Source organism: Neorhizobium sp. USDA 3394, assembly GCF_056280385.1.
The window spans coordinates 2,970,417-2,990,061 of the sequence record NZ_JBWCDU010000001.1 but is presented as its reverse complement, the minus strand read 5'-3'; the positions used below and the strand labels follow the sequence as shown (position 1 = coordinate 2,990,061).

General features: G+C 62.5%; 17 protein-coding genes. 12 read left to right on the top strand and 5 right to left on the bottom strand.

Going from position 1 to position 19,645, the window contains the following annotated elements:
* The first annotated feature begins 3 nt into the window (after nucleotides 1–3).
* Nucleotides 4–564: a 16S rRNA (guanine(966)-N(2))-methyltransferase RsmD gene (rsmD, locus tag ACZ9EJ_RS14760; RefSeq protein WP_046641118.1), complete on the top strand. Its 561-nt coding sequence runs from the start codon at nucleotides 4–6 to the stop codon at nucleotides 562–564.
* A gap of 10 nt (nucleotides 565–574) precedes the next feature.
* Nucleotides 575–1,459 (top strand): patatin-like phospholipase family protein, encoded by an 885-nt coding sequence (locus tag ACZ9EJ_RS14755; RefSeq protein WP_046641117.1) that lies wholly within the window; start codon nucleotides 575–577, stop codon nucleotides 1,457–1,459.
* On the opposite strand, the gene ACZ9EJ_RS14750 is transcribed toward ACZ9EJ_RS14755, so the two are convergent.
* A complete protein-coding gene (locus ACZ9EJ_RS14750) occupies nucleotides 1,456–3,267 on the bottom strand; it encodes a monovalent cation:proton antiporter-2 (CPA2) family protein (protein ID WP_046641116.1) in 1,812 nt (603 codons plus the stop codon). The two genes, ACZ9EJ_RS14755 and ACZ9EJ_RS14750, sit on opposite strands and share 4 nt — an antisense overlap.
* A 104-nt stretch (nucleotides 3,268–3,371) precedes the next feature.
* On the opposite strand from ACZ9EJ_RS14750, the gene ACZ9EJ_RS14745 reads away from it, so the two are divergent.
* The 6 genes from ACZ9EJ_RS14745 (at nucleotide 3,372) to lpxK (ending at nucleotide 9,182) form a co-directional block, all read left to right on the top strand.
* Nucleotides 3,372–4,718, top strand: coding sequence for a TldD/PmbA family protein (locus ACZ9EJ_RS14745; protein WP_046632969.1), 1,347 nt, complete (start codon nucleotides 3,372–3,374; stop codon nucleotides 4,716–4,718).
* A 5-nt stretch (nucleotides 4,719–4,723) separates the two neighbouring features.
* Nucleotides 4,724–5,527 carry a 3'(2'),5'-bisphosphate nucleotidase CysQ gene (locus ACZ9EJ_RS14740; RefSeq protein WP_046632867.1) on the top strand — a complete coding sequence of 268 codons (804 nt, stop codon included), beginning with the start codon at nucleotides 4,724–4,726 and terminating at the stop codon, nucleotides 5,525–5,527.
* A gap of 61 nt (nucleotides 5,528–5,588) precedes the next feature.
* Complete coding sequence (locus ACZ9EJ_RS14735; protein WP_046630968.1) at nucleotides 5,589–5,831, top strand: DUF4170 domain-containing protein; 243 nt, start codon at nucleotides 5,589–5,591, stop codon at nucleotides 5,829–5,831.
* Between the two features lie 169 nt (nucleotides 5,832–6,000).
* A complete protein-coding gene (gene waaA / locus ACZ9EJ_RS14730; RefSeq protein ID WP_046632967.1) occupies nucleotides 6,001–7,320 on the top strand; it encodes a lipid IV(A) 3-deoxy-D-manno-octulosonic acid transferase in 1,320 nt (439 codons plus the stop codon).
* Nucleotides 7,317–8,045, top strand: coding sequence for an HAD family hydrolase (locus ACZ9EJ_RS14725; protein ID WP_046632866.1), 729 nt, complete (start codon nucleotides 7,317–7,319; stop codon nucleotides 8,043–8,045). Before waaA ends, ACZ9EJ_RS14725 begins: the two co-directional genes overlap by 4 nt.
* A gap of 90 nt (nucleotides 8,046–8,135) precedes the next feature.
* Entirely contained in the window at nucleotides 8,136–9,182 is a 1,047-nt protein-coding gene (lpxK, locus tag ACZ9EJ_RS14720; protein WP_046632864.1) for a tetraacyldisaccharide 4'-kinase, read from the top strand.
* On the opposite strand, the gene ACZ9EJ_RS14715 is transcribed toward lpxK, so the two are convergent.
* Nucleotides 9,179–9,412 (bottom strand): DUF2093 domain-containing protein, encoded by a 234-nt coding sequence (locus ACZ9EJ_RS14715; protein ID WP_046630976.1) that lies wholly within the window; start codon nucleotides 9,410–9,412, stop codon nucleotides 9,179–9,181. The two genes, lpxK and ACZ9EJ_RS14715, sit on opposite strands and share 4 nt — an antisense overlap.
* Nucleotides 9,413–9,478: 66 nt before the next feature.
* Nucleotides 9,479–11,293 carry a DNA mismatch repair endonuclease MutL gene (gene mutL / locus ACZ9EJ_RS14710; protein ID WP_046641115.1) on the bottom strand — a complete coding sequence of 605 codons (1,815 nt, stop codon included), beginning with the start codon at nucleotides 11,291–11,293 and terminating at the stop codon, nucleotides 9,479–9,481.
* A 355-nt stretch (nucleotides 11,294–11,648) separates the two neighbouring features.
* Between mutL and ACZ9EJ_RS14705 the strand changes: the two genes are divergently transcribed.
* Together ACZ9EJ_RS14705 and ACZ9EJ_RS14700 are read left to right on the top strand one after the other, a co-directional pair.
* Nucleotides 11,649–13,322, top strand: coding sequence for a response regulator (locus tag ACZ9EJ_RS14705; protein WP_046641114.1), 1,674 nt, complete (start codon nucleotides 11,649–11,651; stop codon nucleotides 13,320–13,322).
* A gap of 100 nt (nucleotides 13,323–13,422) precedes the next feature.
* A complete protein-coding gene (locus tag ACZ9EJ_RS14700; protein WP_046641113.1) occupies nucleotides 13,423–14,778 on the top strand; it encodes a putative bifunctional diguanylate cyclase/phosphodiesterase in 1,356 nt (451 codons plus the stop codon).
* 232 nt (nucleotides 14,779–15,010) lie between these two features.
* Here ACZ9EJ_RS14700 and ACZ9EJ_RS14695 read toward each other — a convergent pair whose 3' ends face one another.
* Nucleotides 15,011–15,628 (bottom strand): PRC-barrel domain-containing protein, encoded by a 618-nt coding sequence (locus ACZ9EJ_RS14695; RefSeq protein WP_046641112.1) that lies wholly within the window; start codon nucleotides 15,626–15,628, stop codon nucleotides 15,011–15,013.
* Nucleotides 15,629–15,820: 192 nt separating this feature from the next.
* Nucleotides 15,821–16,702, bottom strand: a complete 882-nt coding sequence (locus ACZ9EJ_RS14690) for an SMP-30/gluconolactonase/LRE family protein (RefSeq protein WP_046641111.1) — start codon at nucleotides 16,700–16,702, stop codon at nucleotides 15,821–15,823.
* 410 nt (nucleotides 16,703–17,112) lie between these two features.
* Between ACZ9EJ_RS14690 and ACZ9EJ_RS14685 the strand changes: the two genes are divergently transcribed.
* Nucleotides 17,113–17,844, top strand: a complete 732-nt coding sequence (locus tag ACZ9EJ_RS14685; RefSeq protein ID WP_046641137.1) for a helix-turn-helix transcriptional regulator — start codon at nucleotides 17,113–17,115, stop codon at nucleotides 17,842–17,844.
* A 375-nt stretch (nucleotides 17,845–18,219) separates the two neighbouring features.
* Complete coding sequence (gene apbC, locus ACZ9EJ_RS14680) at nucleotides 18,220–19,410, top strand: iron-sulfur cluster carrier protein ApbC (RefSeq protein ID WP_046641110.1); 1,191 nt, start codon at nucleotides 18,220–18,222, stop codon at nucleotides 19,408–19,410.
* The last annotated feature ends 235 nt before the right edge of the window (nucleotides 19,411–19,645 follow it).

Below are 19,645 nucleotides of genomic sequence, written 5' to 3'. Positions count from 1 at the left end.
GCAGTGCGGATCGTCGGTGGTGAATTTCGCGGCCGGCCTCTGGCCACGCCCAAAACAAGCGACATCCGGCCGACCATCGACCGGACGCGCGAAAGCCTGTTCAACATCATCGGCCACGTCTATCCGCAGGCATTGGATGGTGGCCGGGTGATCGACCTTTTCGCCGGCACCGGCGCGGTCGGGCTGGAGGCGTTGTCGCGCGGCTGCAAGAGTGCGCTCTTCGTCGAGAACGGCGTCGAGGGCAGGGGCTTGCTCTGGGAGAATATCGACAGCCTCGGCCTGCATGGCCGGGCGCGCATCCTCCGCCGCGATGCCACCAAGCTCGGCACGGCCAACAACATCGAGCCGTTTCATTTCCTGTTCGCCGATCCGCCCTATGGCCAGGGGCTCGGCGAGGGCGCCATGCTTTCGGCCCATGCCGGCGGCTGGCTCGCACCCGGAGCCCTTGCCATTCTGGAGGAGCGGGCCGACATCAGTCCGGCCGTGGATGCCGTCTTCAAGTTTTTGGAAAGCCGGACGTTCGGCGATACCCGCATGGATTTTTTCCGCTACCAGCCGGCCTGAGGTCAGAGGAATGAATACGAGGCTTGCAGTTCCCGATCTCGAAGCCGTCAGAGCCAAGGGCGGGCTGACGTTTGCGGTCGCTCTCGGCGGCGGCGGCGCGCGCGGCCTCTCGCATATCCAGGTCATCGAGGCGCTCGACGAGCTCGGCATACGGCCGGTGGCGATTTCCGGCTCGTCGATCGGTGCGATCATCGGCGCCGGCATGGCCTCGGGCATGACCGGATGCGAGATCCGCGAATACGCGCTGGAGACGGTCGGCCATCGCGGCACCCTCTTGAACAAGCTCTGGGGTCTCGGCCCCGCGACGATGCGCGACAAGCTCGGCGGTTTCCGCTTCGGCCAGTTCAACCTCGAGCACATCCTCGATGCCTTCCTGCCGCCGCAGGTGCCGGAGGATTTCGCCGATCTCGAAATCCCGATGAAGATTTCCGCCACCGATTATTACGGTCAGGCGGAAGTGATCCTGGAACAGGGTGAGTTGCGCACCGCGATCGCGGCGTCTGCCGCCATTCCTGGCCTGTTCATGCCGGTCTGGGTCAACGGGCGAGTGATGATCGACGGCGGCGTTTTCAATCCCGTCCCCTACGAGCAGTTGATGGACGTGGCCGACGTGGTGATCGGCGTCGACGTGGTCGGTGCGCCGGAAGGCGACGGCACCCATGCGCCCAATCGCATCGACAGTCTGTTCGGCGCCAGCCAACTGACCATGCAGGCAAGCATCGCGCTCAAGCTGAAGCTCAATCCACCCCAGATATTCCTTCGGCCGTCGGTCAACCGTTTCCGGGTGCTGGACTTCCTGAAGGCCCGCGACATCCTCGACGAATCCGAGCACGTCAAGGATGAGCTGAAGCGCGCCATCGACGCGCTGCATGCGGCGGCAGAAGCGAATTCCTAACCATTCTCGGCCGTCGCCGGCTCGGGGCCAAGCTCGTCATCAACGACCATCGACCGCTTCGGCTTGATCAGCGGTTCCGGCCGGACCGGGCTGTTGAACAGCATCTCGCGCCCGGCGCCGAGCCCCTGGACCGCCTGGATCTGCAGCCTTTCCTCGTCGCGCCGGCGGATGTCGTCGCCGATCTCCTCGGCCTCGTTTTCGCTCATCCCCAGCGCTTCCAGTGACTTCCTGCCGAACAGCAGGCCGGATTCCAGGGTTTCGCGCAGCTCGTATTCGACGTTCCGATCCCGCAGCGACAGGGAATGAATGCGGTCGTAGGAGCGCACATAGAGGCGCACGTCCGGGAATTGCGATCGGATGAGATCGACGATCTGGTCGGTGGTTTCGCGCTTCTGGGTGGTAACGGCGACGATCTTCGCCTTTTCGATGCCCGACGCGATCAGCACGTCCCGACGCGTCCCGTCGCCGAAATAGATACGGAAACCGAAGGAGGCGGCCTGGCGGATGCGGTCGGCGGAATCGTCGATGACGGTCACCTCGCGACCGCCGGCGAGCAGGATCTGAGCGGCGATCTGGCCGAAACGCGAAAACCCGATCATCAGCACGTCGGCGCCGGCACCGTCGAAATCCTCCTCCAGTTCCTCGCGGCTCTCGCCGTTGAGGAGCCGCTTGGAAAGTGCCGCGCCGAACGGCGTGAGCGCCATCGACAGAGTGACGCCGGCGATCAGCAGCGAGGCGGTGGCCGACGAGAACAGGCCGCTCGCCGTTGCCGTGGTGAACAGCACGAAGCCGAATTCCCCGCCCTGCGGCAGCAGGAACGCGATGCGCACCGCATCATTGTGCGGCGAACCCCAGAGCCGGGAGAGCCCGTAGACGATCAGCGCCTTGAGCGCCATGAAGATCGGCACCGCGGGAAGGATGAAGAAGATGTTGTCGAGGATGACATGGACTTCCAGCGACAGGCCGACGGCCATGAAGAACAGCGCCAGAAGCAGGCCGCGGAAGGGTTCGATATCCGCTTCGAGCTCGTGCCGGTAGGAAGATTCGGCCAGCATCACGCCGGACAGGAAGGCGCCCATGGCCATCGACAGGCCGACCGCCTGCATGGCCGCCGCCGATCCCAGCACCACCAGCAGGGCTGCGGCGATCATCACCTCCCGCGCACCCGTGCGGGCGATGATCTGGAACATCGGCGTCAGGAGATATCGGCCGGCAATCACCATGGCGCCGACCGCACCGACCGCGATTGCAAAATCGAGAAGCGGCGAAGCTTCCGTCTCCGTGGTCCCGGGCGCCAGGATGGTGATCAGCGCCAGCAGCGGCACGATGGCGAGATCCTGGAACAGCAGCACCGAAAACGAGCGTTGGCCGTAATGGCTGTTCATGTCGCCGTCGTCATTGAGGATCTGCAACGCAAACGCCGTCGAGGACAATGCAAGACCGAAACCGACGATCAGGCTGCCGCGCCAGTCTGCCATGTTGGTCAGATTTGCCAGTCCGCTCAACGCCAGTCCCGAAATCACCACCTGCGCCGGGCCGAGGCCGAACACGTCGCCGCGCATCTGCCAGAGACGGGAAGGCTTCAGTTCGAGCCCGATGATGAACAGCAGGAAAACGATGCCGAACTCCGCGAAATGCAGTACTTCCTCCGTCTCGACGATCTGCTGCATGATCGGCCCGATGACCACGCCTGCAGCGAGATAACCAAGGACCGTGCCGAGCCCCAGCTTTCTGAACACCGGGGCGGCGATCACCGCACCGGCAAGCAGGAGCAGCATTTGGGAAAATAGCGAGCCGGTAGCGGTCATGCGGGATACTTTCAGTCTAAGATGTGAAATCAAGAATCGGCGAGCCGCCCTTGATGCTTCTGACAGTGCACAATAAATGGGACGAGAATGAAAGGCTTGCAATCATGACCTCTGAAATCGATTCCGCCGAACTGCTTTCCCGCGCCAGCCAACTGATCGATCTAGCCAAGGCCGCGGGAGCGGATCAGGCGGATGCGGTCGTGGTTCGCTCCCGGTCCCGTTCCGTCAGCGTCCGCCTCGGCAAGGTCGAGGGTACCGAAGCGTCCGAGGCCGACGATTTCTCGCTTCGCGTCTTCGTCGGCCGGCAGGTGGCCAGCGTCTCGGCCAATCCCGGCTTCGACATGAAGGTGCTTGCCGAGCGCGCCGTCGCCATGGCCAAGGTCTCCCCCGAAGATCCTTTCGCCTGCCTTGCGGACGAAGCCGATCTCGCCAGATCCTATCCGGATCTTGAACTCTACGACCCGACCGATGTGCCGACCGATGCATTGCGGGAAGCGGCGCTCGAAATGGAACAGGCAGCTCTGTCCGTCCAGGGCGTCACCAATTCCTCCGGCGCCGGCGCATCGTCCGGCATGGGCGGCCTCGTGCTCGTCACCTCCCACGGCTTTTCCGGCAGCTACATGGCATCCCGTTTCGGCCGCTCCGTCAGCGTCATTGCCGGCGAGGGCACGAAGATGGAGCGCGACTACGATTTCGATAGCCGCCTTTATGCCGCTGACCTCGACGATCCGAAGCTGATCGGCCTCCGCGCCGGCGAGCGCGCCGTCAAGCGCGTCAATCCGCGCCAGGTCGATACTGGCAGCAACGTCACCGTCGTCTTCGATCCGCGCATTGCCCGCGGTTTCGTCGGTCACATTGCCGGCGCCATCAACGGCGCGTCCGTCGCCCGCAAGACCAGCTTCCTGCGCGACAAGATGGGCCAGCAGGTGCTGAAGGCCGGGCTCAGCATCACCGACGACCCGCTGATCGTGCGTGGTTCCTCTTCGCGCCCTTTCGACGGTGAGGGTGTGTCCGGCGAACGCATGGTGATGATCGAGGACGGCGTCCTGAACCACTGGTTCCTGTCGACCTCGACCGCGCGAGAACTGGGGCTTGCCACCAACGGGCGCGGCGTGCGCGGCGGCACGGCCGTCTCGCCCGCCTCCACCAATCTGGCGCTGGAGCCGGGCGACATCTCGCCCGAGGACCTGATCAAGTCGATCGGCAACGGTTTCTACATCACCGAACTGATCGGCCAGGGCGTCAACATGATCACCGGCGAATACTCGCGCGGCGCGACCGGCTTCTGGATCGAGAATGGCGAACTCGCCTATCCCGTTTCGGAAGTGACGATCGCCTCCAATCTCAAGGACATGTTCATGCGCCTGACGCCGGCCAACGACATCGACCGGAAGTTCGGCGTCGCCTCCCCGACCATCGCCATCGAGGGCATGACGCTGGCGGGACGCTGATCCCGATGGCGGTTACGGAAGCCTGGAGGCAGGATCTCGAACTCATTCTCGACGCGGCGCGCCAGGCCGGCGAGATCGCCCATGGCTTTTTCGGCCGCTCGCCGGAAGTCTGGTGGAAGAACGAGGGGAGGTCCCCTGTCAGCGCCGCCGACTTCGCCGCCAACGACCGGCTGCAGAGCCTGCTCCTGACGGCCCGGCCGGATTACGGCTGGCTCTCCGAGGAGACCGACGACGACGTGGCCCGGCTTGGCCGCGAAACGCTCTTCGTCGTCGATCCGATCGACGGTACCCGCGCCTTCATCAACGGCGAGAAGACCTGGTGCGTCTCGGTCGCCGTCGTGCATCGCGGCCAGCCGGTGGCCGGTGTTCTTGTGGCGCCGGCGCTCGACGAGGAGTTTTGCGCGGTGAAGGATGGACCGGCGCTGAAGAACGGCCGGCCGATTTCGGTCACCGCCGGCCGCAGCAATGGCGAACTGGTCATCGCGGCGGACGAGAACCTCGTCAAGAAATTCGAGCCGGGTTTTCGCGATGAAGTCCGCCGGGTGCGTCACGTCCCGTCGCTTGCCTACCGGCTTGCCATGATCGCCGACGGCAGCATCGACGGCACGGTCGTCAAGCGCGCCTCCCACGACTGGGATCTTGCCGCCGCCGACCTCATTCTCGAACGGGCAGGCGGGCGCCTCACCGATCTTGCCGGCAACCGGCTTGTCTACAATCGCGAGACCGTCAGCCACGAAATGCTGGCCGCCGGCGCCGAACACGCGCTCCGCAGCCTTTTGCCCCAGCTTACCGGGCTCGCTCCGGGTTGACCTTTCCTTTGGAATGCAGCACAGGAAGAGCCGGGGGAGCTGGAACGGACGGATACGGACAATGACGGAAACGGGCGAAAAAAAACAACTTCTGCACCTGGTCTTCGGCGGCGAACTGCAGAGCTTGGAAGGCCTTCAATTCAAGGATCTTTCGGCGCTTGATATCGTCGGCATCTATCCGGACTATGCGAGTGCGCTGATCGCCTGGCGGGGCAAGGCGCAACAGACGGTCGACAACGCCCATATGCGGTATTTCATCGTCCACATGCACCGTCTGCTCGATCCTGATACTAAGTCGGCTTGAGATAAGCCTCGCGTTTTACAATGTGCTCGCAATGCCGGTCCCTCGCCTGGTATCGATCCCGGGGACCCTTTTTTGACGCATTTGTAAAACACAAAAAACTGGGTTACGGATGAGCAATCGGAGGGTCTATTATATTGATGGCGGCCATCACGCATCGGGGGCGGACGCGGTGAGCAAGATTTCTGCGCGCCTGGCCCTTGCTTGTTATCGGGTGGCCGGTGTTTCCCTTTATCCGCTGGTCGGCCCTTACCTTGCCTATCGCGCCATGAAGGGCAAGGAAGACAGGACCCGCAAGCTGGAAAGGCTTGGTTATGCAAGCCTTGCCCGCCCCCGGGGGCCGCTGATCTGGGTGCACGCGGCAAGCGTCGGGGAAACCATCGCCATCATGCCGATGATCCGCGAACTGCGGCGCCGCGAGATCCACATCCTTCTGACGACGGGCACCGTCACCTCCGCAAATCTCGTCCGGTCGCGGCTAGCCGACGAGGTGATCCACCAATACGTGCCGCTCGACCTGAAATTTCCGATCAAGCGCTTCATCGCCTACTGGAAGCCGGATGCCTGCATCACGGCGGAATCCGAGATCTGGCCGACCACCATCGCCGAACTCGCCCGCCGCCGCATTCCGCAGATCCGCGTCAATGCCCGCATCTCCGACCGCTCCTTCGATCGCTGGCGCAACCGCAGTTCGATTGCCGAAGCCATCTTCGGCAAGATGGCTCTGGTGATCGCCCAGTCGGATCTGGATGCAGAGCGCTTCCGCGATCTCGGGGCCTGGCCTGTCATCGCATCCGGCAACCTGAAGAGCGATACCGATCCGCCGCCCTGCGACGAGGCGGTGCTCGCAAGTTATCGCAAGCAGATCGGCAGCCGCCAGACCTGGGCGGCGATCTCGACTTTCGACGGCGAGGAAAAGGCGGCGGCCACCGTCCACAAGGCGCTGAAACCGAAGAACGGACAGTTGACCATTCTCGTGCCGCGCCACCCCGATCGCGCCGACGCGGTCGAGGAGATGCTGAAGGAAATGGGCCTGACCGTCGCGCGCCGCTCGCGCAACGACGTTGTGACGCCGGAGACCGACGTCTTCCTCGGCGATTCCATCGGCGAAATGGGGCTTTACCTGCGTTTGACCGAAATCGCCTTCGTCGGCAGGTCGCTGACGAACGAGGGCGGACAGAACCCGCTGGAGCCGGCCATGCTCGGTTGCGCCGTGCTTTCAGGCCCGCATGTCCAGAATTTCCGCGACGCCTACCAGCATCTGGTGCGCAAGGGCGGCGCTCGCATCGTCAAGGATGTGGAGATGCTGGCAAAGGCGGTCCATTACCTGATGATCAACGATCTCGCCCGTGTGAAGATGATCGATTCCGGCCATGGCGCGATGGACGAGATGCGCGGTGCGCTGGCGAAGACGATCAAGGCGCTGGAACCCTATGTCAACCCGCTGACGGTGAGCGCCAGGCTGCAGCCGAAAGCCGCCGCCGCTCGATGACCCCGGAAAAGCTCGCACACATCGCCGGCATCCTGTTCGACAAGGACGGCACGTTGTTGCTCTATGACGAGAGCTGGGGACCGGTGAACCGGGAGGCCGCCCGCATCGCCTCCGCCGGTGACGCCGAACTCGAACCGCAGCTTCTGTTTTCCGGTGGGATGGACCCGGTATCCGGCCACACCCGGCCGGACAGTCTGCTGGCCGCCGGCAACGCCGCCGAGATCGCCGCGGGCTTTGTTGCCGCCGGTTCGCCGATCGAGGTGGGTGAGCTCACCCGGCTGCTCGACGACCTTTTCATCCGTTCGGCTGAGTTTTCCGTGGCCGTCACCGATCTGGCGGCGCTGTTCGGCAAGCTCAAGGCGCGGGGCTTCAAGCTCGGCATCGCCTCCAGCGACAACGAGCAGGCGATCCGGCAGACCGCCATCCGCTTCGGCATCATCGATCATGTCGATTTCATCGCCGGCTACGACAGCGGTCATGGCGTGAAGCCGGAACCCGGCATGGTGCTCGGCTTCTGCCGCGCCACCGGCCTCGATCCCGCCGAGGTCGCCATGGTCGGCGACAACAATCACGACATGCATATGGGTGCGAGCGCTGGCGTCGGCCTGAAGGTCGCAGTGCTGACCGGCACCGGCTCCCGCGAAACGCTGTCGGCATCGGCGGATATCTGCCTTGCCGATATCACCGCGCTGGTGGACCTTTTGCCGGAAAAGCTTCACGCCTGAACCGGGCTTTGGTTTCAACGACTTGCCTTTTTTCCAAAACTGCCATTTTGTTCGCGGGCTGTTTCAGGACGGATCAGCCGGAGTTTGGGTATGGTATCGGAAGCACCGCCATTCTGGTGGACGAAAGCGGATTGGCGTGCCTGGGGCCTTGCCCCCGTTTCGTTTCTTTATGGCCGGATCGCCGGCCGCCGCATGGCCAAGGCCAGGCGCGCCAGCATTCCCGTGCCGGTCATCTGCGTCGGCAATTTCACGGTCGGCGGCGCCGGCAAGACGCCGACCGCGATCACGCTTGCCCGCGCCGCCAGGGAAAAGGGCCTGAAGCCGGGTTTCCTCAGCCGCGGTTACGGCGGCTCGCTTGACGTCACGACCGTGGTCGATCCCGAACACCATCGGGCCGAGGCGGTGGGCGACGAGGCACTCTTGCTCTGCCGCGAGACGCTGACGGTCATTTCCCGCACCCGCGTCGAGGGGGCTCATCGACTGGTGGCCGAGGGCGCCGACCTGATCATCATGGACGACGGTTTCCAGAGCGCCCGGCTGGCGCTGGATTTCGCCCTCGTCGTCATCGACACGGTGCGCGGCATCGGCAACGGCCATCTCGTGCCGGGCGGGCCGGTGAGGGCGCCGATATCCGAGCAGATGCGGCAGCTCTCGGCGATCCTCAAGGTCGGCAGCGGCGAGGCGGCCGACAAGCTGGTGCGCCAGGCTGCCCGCGCCGGCAAGCAGGTCTATGTGGCGGCGCTGAAGCCGCGCGAAAATCGCGACATCGCCGGCAAGGCGTTGTTCGCCTTCGCCGGCATCGCCGATCCGGAAAAATTCTATCGCACCGTCAAGCAGGTAGGCGGCTTGGTGATGGAAAAACGCGACTTCCCCGACCATCACTATTTCACCGAGGACGAGATCTCGGACCTGCTGGACGATGCCGCCAAGGACAGACTGACGCTCGTCACCACCGCCAAGGATGCGGTGCGGCTGCAGGGACATCACGGGCGCATGGAGGAACTGGCGGAGAAGGTAAGCGTGGTCGAGGTCGACATGGCGTTCGACGATCCGCAGGCGCCCGGCAAGATCATCGACACGGCAATCGCCAATTTCCGGGAGCGGCGGATCAGGGAAGGAAACGCCGCGAAGGTTTAGCCGCGGCTCTGGTTGGGCAGAATGCCGGCGCGCTTGTCGGCTTCCAGCGAGGAGGCGCAATCGACATAGGGCTCCTGCCGGGCGACGCTCCAGTACCGCAATTCGTCGATCGGAATCTGCGCTCCCGTCATGGCGCATATCACATAGGAGCCGGCGGTCAGGATCTGGTAGTCGCCATCGAGATACCGGATCTTCGCTTCGCGGAACCCGCTTCCCTCGAACCGGTTCATCTGTCGTCTCCTGCGGAAAAACATGGCGCCTGCTCTAACCCGATTGAACCTGAATTGCCAGCTTTTTCAGCTCCTGCCGAAGAGCCGCTCGATGTCGGAAAGCTTGAGTTCTATATAGGTCGGCCGTCCGTGATTGCAGGTGCCGGAGCCGGGCGTGGCTTCCATTTCCCGCAAAAGCGCGTTCATTTCCTCCGGCCGCAACCGTCGGCCGGAACGCACCGAGCCATGGCAGGCCATGGTGGCGGCGACATATTCGAGCTTGCCGCGCAAGCCCCCGGCGGTGTTCCATTCGGCGATCTCGTCGGCCAGATCGCGAACCATCGAGGCCGCATCGACTTCGCCCAGCATGGCGGGCGTCTCGCGCACGGCGACAGCGCCGGGACCGAACCGTTCGATCGCCAGCCCCAGCCGGTCGAGCTCTTCCGCATTCGCCATCAGCCGGTCGCAATCCTCTTCCGGAAGGTCGATGATTTCCGGGATCAGGAGCACCTGGCTCGCCAGCCGCTTGTTGTCGAGCGCCTTGCGCATCGCCTCGAACACCAGCCGTTCATGGGCGGCGTGCTGATCGACGATGACCAGCCCGTCTTCGGTCTGCGCCACGATATAGTTCTCGTGAACCTGCGCGCGCGCGGCACCCAGACGATAGCGCGGCGCATCTTCACCGGCGGTCCTCGGAGCGGGTTCCGCGATGACCGCGTCGGCGCGGGCGGCCGGCATGGTCAGCACGTCGAAACCGGATTGCACTTGCTCGGCAAAATCGTTCGCGGGCTGCGGATAGAGCGGCCGGAAAGGCGAGGCCGCTGCCGCCCAAGGGGTGCGCGGGGCGGCATGAGCCGGTTGGAAGCCGGGGCGGAAGGCGCGCATCATGCCCGAGGTTCCGGTCGTGGCCGCCCGGTCGCCCTCGCGGTGCAGCGCCTCGCGGATCGAACCGACGATGAGGCCTCGCACCAGGCCGGGATCGCGGAAGCGCACGTCCGACTTGGCCGGATGGACGTTGACGTCCACCAGCGCCGGATCGATCTTGATCGACAGGACCGCCACGGGATAGCGGCCGGAAGGTACGCTTTCCGCATAGGCGCCGCGCAGGGCCGAGAGGATCAGCTTGTCCTGCACCGGCCGCCCGTTCACGAAGGCATATTGATGCGCCGAGTTCCCACGGTGAAAGGTCGGCACGCCGACGAAGCCGGAAAGTCCGACCTCTTCCCGCATCGCGTCGATCTCGATCGCATTGTCACGAAAATCGGCGCCGAGAATCTGCGCCATGCGGGCGAGATGGTCGTCGCCGGTCGCCGGGAATTCCAGCGTCGTGCGGTCGGAGCCAGACAGCACGAAACGGATCTGCGGGAAGGCGATCGCCATGCGCTTGACCACTTCGGTGATCGCGCCGGCCTCGGCCTTCTCGGTCTTTAAAAATTTCAGCCGCGCCGGCGTCGCAAAGAAGATGTCGCGCACCTCGACGACCGTGCCAGTATTGGCCGGCGCCGGCTTCACGCCGGACATCTTGCCGCCGATCACCGCCACCTGCGATCCTTCCGAATGGCCGTTGCGGCGGCTGGTGATGGTGAGCTTCGCCACCGAACCGATCGAGGGCAGGGCCTCGCCGCGGAACCCGAGCGTGCGGATATCGTCGAGCGTCTCGGATATTTTCGATGTGCAGTGGCGCCGCACCGCAAGATCGAGATCGGCCGCATCCATGCCGGAACCGTTGTCGGTAATGCGGATAAGGCTTTTGCCACCGCCGGCGGTGGCGATCTCGATGCGGGTCGCGCCAGCATCGATGGCATTTTCGATCAGTTCCTTCGCGGCGCTGGCAGGTCTTTCGATGACTTCGCCGGCGGCGATCTGGTTGATCAGGGTCTCGGGCAGCTGTTTGACGGACATGCGCCATTTTCCCGGATTCGGAACCGGAAGGAAAGCCCGGATCGCACCTTTCCTAACCGATTGAAATGAAGGTTGATGCACGGCCGTTCATTAATCCGACTTTAAGATAAAGGCGATAATTTGTTCCCTATTAGACTTGGATGAAACCGGGGAGGCGCCAGCTTCCCGCGAGTGACCGGGATGGCGGCCAGCTGGGCACCGCCATGCGAGCCCTGATCACCCGTTGAGGACTTGGAGCCAGCATGTTCCCACGCCGACAAGACGAAAACTAGAAGGAATAACGCCGAGAGGCGAATATCGGCATTACGGTCCGGCCCTTATCCGGTCCGAAAAAGCATACGGGGAGTTCCATCCTATGAATGATTTGGCGTCGGCGGACGCAAACATTCAAGCTGTCATGCTCGAAGTGATTTCCGAGGGCATTTCGGGCGGCGTATTTGTCTATGACAAGAACGACCTGATCGTCTTTGCGAGCCAGCAATTACTGACCCTCCTGCCGGTTCCGAAGAGCTTTCTGGCGCCCGGCACACGCCTTCGGGATTTTCTCGGGGCCGTCTACGATGGCGGCGGACGCTTCTTGACCGATGTTTCCGGTCCGCGCCGGATGCTGAGCCGCGAGGACTGGGTTGCCGAACAGATCGCCACACTCTGGAAGGAACGGGCCGAGTCGCAGGAGCGCCGCGGCACCGACCGCTGGCTGAGCTTCACCAAGCGCCGCCTTTCCTCCGGTTACGGTGTCTGCGTCGTCAGGGATATCTCGGATCACAAGAAACGCGAGGAACAGTGGCGCGCCGACATGGAACGGGTGCAGATCACCGAAGAGGTGCTCGACAACCTGCCGTTCCCGATTACCGTCAAGGACAGCAGCCTGACCTTCGTCGCCGTCAACAAGATGGCCGCGAACTTCCTTGATCTGCCGCCGGAAGCGATCCTCGGTCACAAGGGATCCGACATTCATCCGCCGCAGGTGGAGCAGCGCTTGGACCGCATCAATCGCGGGGTCCTCGATCTTGGCGAGCCCCAGCAGATGTCCGAACTGGTGACGCGGCCGGACGGCTCGCAGGTCGTCATCATCGCCAACAAATACCGTATCGGAAAGCCGGGCCGCTATTACCTGGTGACCGCCATGGAGGACATTACCGGCCTGGTCGCGACCGATGAAGACGGCGAGCAGATCAAGCCGCGCATGAGCCGGGGCGGTTTGATCACCACTTCGCTGGCCCGGCAGGAGCACAACGTCCCGGCGACGGTGACGGTTGCGTCCGATACGACCCCTCTCTCCAACCGCAAGGTTCTTGTCGCCTCCTCCGATCCGAGGACGAGTGCCGAGGCGCTGGAAATTCTCGATGATCTGGGGTTCGACACCTCTTCGGTCTCAGATGGTGAGGAACTGGAGCTCTTCCTGCAGCTGGCAAAGGAAGCCAGCATCGCAATCGATCTCGTCGTCGTGGACACACTGGCGGACAAGGCCTGCCTCGAAATCGTCCAGCGACACCGCATTCCCGCCCTGGCGATTAACGGGGTCCGGGTGAAGCGGGAACTGGCCGCCGGCGTCACTCGCCAGTTCAGCCAGCCCGCCACCCACGAAACTGCAGGCGACGAAGACACCCGGATTGTCTCGCAAACCGGCGAAAGCGATGGCATCGACATTCTGGTCGCCGAAGACAACGAGGTGAACCAGATCGTTTTCTCGCAGATCCTCGAGGGTTTGGGTTATCGTTATGTGATCGCCGCCGATGGCGAAGAAGCGGTCCGGCTCTGGCAGGAACGATCGCCGCGTCTGATCCTGATGGATATCACCCTTCCAAAGCTCAGTGGCTTCGATGCGAGCGTGCGCATCCGGAACCTAGAGACGATCGACAATTCGATCCCGATCATCGGCGTCCTGCCTCAGGCCTTCGAGCGCGACCGCGACCAATGTTTCGCCTCCGGCATGAACGAAGTGATCCTCAAGCCGATTAGCCCCGAAGCGCTGGAAGCCGTCTTCCAGACGTTCCTCGGCATATCCGCAAAGAGGTCGTATGCTTAACCGATTAATCAATCTGTTCATGTAAGTTAAGCGCGGGCCATTATTTTTTAATCTTTTTCCCGCATCCTGCGCCGGTCTGTGAAGCGCAACGGGATTATTCATGAAGTCGGCGGGAAACCCATTGCCGCAGGTCAGCCAGAATGAACTGCAGGCAATGGCCTACAGTGACGCCCTGACTGGTCTGGGAAATCGATACCGCCTGCGTGACAAGGTGCGCCTGCTGGCTGCCGAGCGGGCCCAGGACCCTGCACCCTTTACCATCTGCATTGCCAATCTCGACGGTTTCAAGCCGATCAACGATCTGTTCGGCGCCGAGGCGGGGGACGAAATCCTCTGCCAGGTCGCTCATCGTCTGAAAGCCTGCATTCCGGACGGCGCGACCGTTACCCGACATGATGGCGACGAATTTGCCTTCATCCTGCCTCTGGTCTTCGAGCGCATCGGCGCCGAACGTATCGGGCAGATGATCAAGGACGTCCTGTCCGCCCCCTATGATCTTGGCGACCGCAACGTCCGCCTGTCCGCCTCCTTCGGCTTTGCGATCTATCCCTTCGCCGGCGAGGATTTCGAGGAACTGCTGAAAAGCGCCGAAACCGCACTCTACCGTTCCAAACGCCGCGGCCGCGGGCAGATCACCGTCTATTCTCGCGAGATCGCCCAGGAGATGAAGCGGGCGACGCAGCTGGAACAGGCACTTCGCAACGCCATCATCGCCGATGCCGTGGATGTCCACTTTCAGCCGATCGTGCGCATCAGCGATGGCGCAGTGGTCGGTTTCGAGGCATTGGCGCGCTGGAACGATGCCGATCTCGGCTTCGTCTCGCCCGCGGTTTTTGTGCCCCTTGCCGAAGAGCGCGGTTTTATTGACGCGCTTTCTGAAACGTTACTGCAAAAGGCTGCGGAGGCTGCACTCTCCTGGCCGCGCGAGCTTTTCCTTTCCTTCAACCTGTCTTCAGCGCAGCTGATGGACCCCGGCACGACCGAGACTATCCTCGCGACCCTCGCACGCGTCGGCCTCGATCCTCATCGCCTGGAGCTAGAAATCACCGAAACGGCGGTGATGACCTCGGCCGATACGGCACAGCGTATCATCACCGACCTGCGCCAGCAGGGCGTGCGCATCTCGCTCGACGATTTCGGCACGGGCCAGTCGAGCCTCGGACGGCTGCGTGACTTCACCTTCGACAAGGTGAAAATCGACCGTGCGTTCGTCTCGCGCATCACCACGGACCGCGCATCGGAACACATCGTCAAGGCGATCATCGCCATGTGCGACGGCCTCAATCTGGCCGTTGTCGCGGAAGGCATCGAGGAAAAGGTCGATGCGGACAAGCTCGACGAACTCGGCTGCGCGATGGGGCAGGGCTATTATTACGGCAGACCGGCCGACAGCGCTGCCACCTTGCGCTACCTCCAGGAACACTACCGCGACTTCATGACCATCGAACGGGCCTGACGCGATCACCCCTCCTGGAATGGCATGTTGAACGCCTCGCTCCCGTAGTGTGCATTACTGGTCACGGCACAACCGCGTGTAAAGCCTTCATCGCTCCTGGCGAGGCGGGGTTATTCGGCCTTAGAGGATATACCTGCTTCTTTACACAAAAAAAGAGGCGGTACCCTGGAGTACTGCCCCTTTTTGTGGTGACGACGTGTCACCCGTTCCGGACTGTTGACTGATCGAGCCCTTATTTGCTCGGGGCAGCCGGTGTCGTCGACGGGTTAGTGGCGCCGCCTGCAGGCATCGAGGTGCCGGTGGAGGACGTGGTCGTCCGGTCGGTTTCTGCCTGCTTGTCTGCCAGCGTCTTGAATTCCGGAGCCGCCTGAAGGGCTTCTGCCGTTTCCGTGGTGGTCAGACGGACTTCGTTGTTGTTGTCCGCATCGCGGGTCATGGTGATCTTGTCCATCGGCAGGGCGATTTCCTTCTCACCAATGCCGAGGAAGCCGCCGACGCCGACCACAGCGGCAACGATACCGCCGTTTTCTTCAAGGATCAGGTCGTTGACGTCGCCGATGCTCTTGTCTTCTGCGTTGTAGACCGACTTGCCGATATAGTCGTTGGCGCTGATCTGGTTTTCAGCCTGCTCGGTGAGGTAGCTGCCGGAAGCGGCGGCCGTGTCGGTGCCGGTCTTCGGAGCCGGCATTGCGGCGCTGTCAGCCGGTTTTGCAGCCGGATCTGTCGGAGCGGCAGGGGTTGCGGCGGGAGCCGGGGAGGCCGGCGTCGGCTGGGTCTGGGCAAATGCCGGTGCCATGGCGGTGGACGCCAAAAGAACAACGGCTGCCATCGTGCTAAGGGTCTTCTTCATAACGAACCTACCTTCCTGTGCTCAACATTATCTCTGAACACGCGGCCCTCCGTCATGGAGCTGTCCGACCGCGCTGGTTCGAGAGGAAAATGTTATGAGGAAGGATTGGTTCCGGCTAATATTGCTGAAATTTTAGGCGATTTCACTGGAACCTTTTCGCGTTTTGCTTGTTTGGAGCGCCTTTTGCATCCTTCATAGGCGATAGGCGGGCTCCGGATCGCAGTGAATGGAAACGGCGATTTCGAACAGCGAGCCGGCCAGCGGGTCGGCAGCACGAGCGGCCTCGTCCAGTCCCTCCCGGGCCGACGTCACGGCCAACCGGTCCTTGCCGATGAAGGCGGGGCAGGTGGTGCGTTTTGCCGGCACCAGGTGACGCGACAGATGCCGGCCGTCAGCCGAATAACGATCGACGGCACCCTCGCCCCAGCGTGCGTTCCAGATCGTTCCGTCGCTGGCGCAGATCGACCCGTCTATGCCGCCCGGCCTGCCGTTCTCATCAACCAGAAGCTCGGCTTCGCCGTTTGGCAGGCCTGTCGCCGGGTCGAGGGATACCCGCATCAGCCGGTTAATGCGGGTGTCGGTATAATAACCGATCGCCCCGTCCGGCGAAAAGCAGATGGAGTTGGGGATGCTGATGCGGTCGAAAAGCTTCGTCACCTCGCCCTGACGGACATGATAGATGGCGCCGGCGCCGTCCTCGGCTTTTCGTCCCATCGTTCCGATCCAGAGGCTGCCGGAGGGATGTACCCTGCCGTCGTTCGAACGGTTGCCCGGCTTTTCCGGCTCCAGTTCGAGATAGGGGGATAGCGCGCCGGTCGCGCGATCACGGATGAACATCCCCTTGTCGCTGGCGATCATCTGCCGGGCGGCGTCGATCGAGGCGAGCGCGCTGCCCATCACCGGCAAGGCATGAACGATCTCCCGCCCGGTCGGCAGATGCAATTCGTGCAATCCTTTGCCAAGGATATCGAACCACCAGAGCGTCTCCGTCTCCGTTTCGAAGGAGGGGCCTTCTCCGAGTTCGCACAGGGAAGAAGAAAGGACACGGCCTTCGAAAGCGTGTGTGGTCGCCATATGAAATCTCCAATTGCATACCGAGGTGATCGATTAGTATCATCGACGGGAGAGAGTCGGCAAACTGCAGGCATAGGCGATTTGATCCCCAACAATTATCTCCTGACAAACAGCCGGAGGCATGCAAAGGTTTGCAAATCCGAGTAGATGTCATCATTGTCGAACTTGATAATTGATGTCGTATTATTCGGAATTGATACTAGCCACAAATTTAGCATCTAATTAAAATCTGAAATAGCAGCCTCCACCACGCAGGCACGTTGGGCGGGAGCTATCCGGGCAAATCCGGAGAGCCGCTTTCCGCCCCAGGCGTCGAAGGCGGGGAGGTGAATATAAAGGACCGGATTGGGCGGATGTATGGGAAATAGCAGGAATCGCTCGACGCCACCCGGCGGACAGAGAAGCAGATGATGGCCAATACCGAGAAAGCAGAAGAAGCTCGTGTCTTTGGCGGAAGTGTCGGAGAAATCGCTGATCTCAAGACACAGTTCGACGTGTTCCGGTTCATGAAGCGGGTAACCGAGCATTACGGCTGCCGCACGTTCATGGTTCTCAACCTGCCCCACGCCACGTCCCTCGAACTCTCCAACAACACGGTCATCACCAACTGGCCCGCGGAGCTGATGTCTCTTTTCGACCGCGAAGGCATGATGCAGACCAGCCCCGTACTTCGGCGGCTACGCGTCTCGACGATCCCGTTCACCTTCGATCTTGAGACCGTGCCGCCGGAGCGGCAAGGGCCGGCCATCCGCGGCATGTTCGGGAGGTTCGGCCTCGTCCGTGGTGCTTATTTCCCCGTCCATGACATGTCCGGCAGTCGCGGTGCTGTTTCTTTCTCAGGCGACGGTCCGCCCTTCACGCACCAGCAGATGATGGAGCTGATGTACATCTCCATCCACGTCTTCGAGCGTCTGGCGGAAATCCGCAACCTCGATGTGCGCACTACGGACGTGCTGACCGACCGCGAGATCGATTGCCTCAACTGGACGGCCGCCGGCAAGACCAGCGCAGAGATCGCAGAAATCCTTGGCCTCTCCGAACATACGGTCAATCACTATTTGAACCGTGCGGCCAAGAAGCTGGATACGGTCAACCGCACCCAGGCAGTCGCCAAGGCGCTCAGGATCGGTTTGATCAAGTAGCCAAATCGAATGCTGCGGCGCACAAAATTTAGCCACCGCTCAAGCCTTGAGCGCTCACAAAATGCCGCTTCCATCAGGGGATGCTGCGCCGCAATAGCGGCTTCGCCCGGAAGTGTTTGAAAAAGCTCATCAATAAGAAGTATCTTCCCGTCTGGCATGTTTCGTGCTTCTGTAGGGGCAGGTCCAGAGGGGACTGCAAGCGCCCCAAGAGGCGTGACAAGAAAAGCCACCGTTCGATCAGTGCGCCACACGGCTGCCGATCGAACGGCGGTTTATCTTGCTTGCCCCCGGCAATGCCGAACTCCTATATATCTGCGAACGCGGCATCCCCTTGAGGGATCGGTATCGCATCAGGCATTCGGGAGTTTTGAAATCATGGCCGACGTGACGAAAGAAGAAGTTCTGGCGGTTCTCGCGAAGGTGCGCGGGCCGGACCTCGAAGGCGATATCGTCTCGCGCGGCATGGTCTCGGACGTCTTCATCTCCGACAACAAGGTCTATTTCTCGATTACGGTGCCGGCAGCGCGGGCGACCGAACTGGAGCCATTGCGCGTGGCGGCGGAACGCACCGTCAAGGCAATGCCAGGCGTCAAAGGCGCGCTGGTGACGCTGACGGCGGACCGCAAGGCCGGTTCCGCTCCCCCGCCGCGGCCGCAGCCTGCCGCTCCGGCTGCCCATTCGCATTCGCACGGGCACGCCCACGATCACGGCCACAGCCATGCGCCCCGGGAACAGCAGCCAGCCCAGCCCCAGCAGCGGGAAAAGCCCGGCGTGCCGGGTGTCGGCGCCATCATCGCTGTGGCATCCGGCAAGGGCGGTGTCGGCAAGTCGACGACGGCGGTCAATCTCGCGCTCGGGCTGCAGGCGAACGGCCTGCGGGTCGGCATTCTCGATGCCGATATCTACGGGCCGTCGGTGCCGCGTCTCCTGAAGATCACCGGCCGCCCGCAGCAGATCGAAAACCGCATCATCAAGCCGATGGAGAATTATGGCCTGAAGGCCATGTCGATGGGGTTCCTCGTCGATGAGGAGACCGCGATGATCTGGCGTGGGCCGATGGTCCAGTCAGCGCTTTTGCAGATGCTGCGCGAAGTCGCCTGGGGCGATCTCGATGTGCTCGTCGTCGACATGCCGCCGGGTACCGGCGATGTGCAGCTTACCATGGCCCAGCAAGTGCCGCTGGCCGGCGCGGTGATCGTTTCGACGCCGCAGGATCTGGCGCTTCTCGATGCCCGCAAGGGTATCGCCATGTTCCGCAAAGTCGAAGTGCCGCTGCTCGGCATCGTCGAGAACATGAGCTATTTCCTCGCTCCCGATACCGGCAAGCGTTACGACATCTTCGGCCATGGCGGCGCGCGGGCCGAGGCGGAGCGGATCGGCGTGCCGTTCCTCGGCGAGGTTCCGCTGACGATCGACATTCGCGAACGGTCCGATGCGGGCACTCCCGTCGTCGCCTCCGATCCCGGAGGGGCGTCGGCGAAGATCTACCGTGAGATTGCCGCCAGGGTCTGGGCCGAGCTTGGCGGCCTTACTCCGCGACCGGCGCCTGCAATCGTTTTCGAATAAGAATTCGCATATATGTTCCCGACATTTTGGAATACCTCCCTCGCGTCGATGGACACTCATTTTAAAGGCGGTTTCCGGTCAAGGCTTTGATGTAGGACACGAATCGTCCTGTTATCGAAGCCCCCTTGAACATATTAGGCGCGGGAGTCATGTTGCGGCGCCCCCCAGGAGGTTTATACGGCTCTTGATTTTGACTATGGCTGTCTCTATAGGCCCGTCCCGCTGGTGGCCGGCT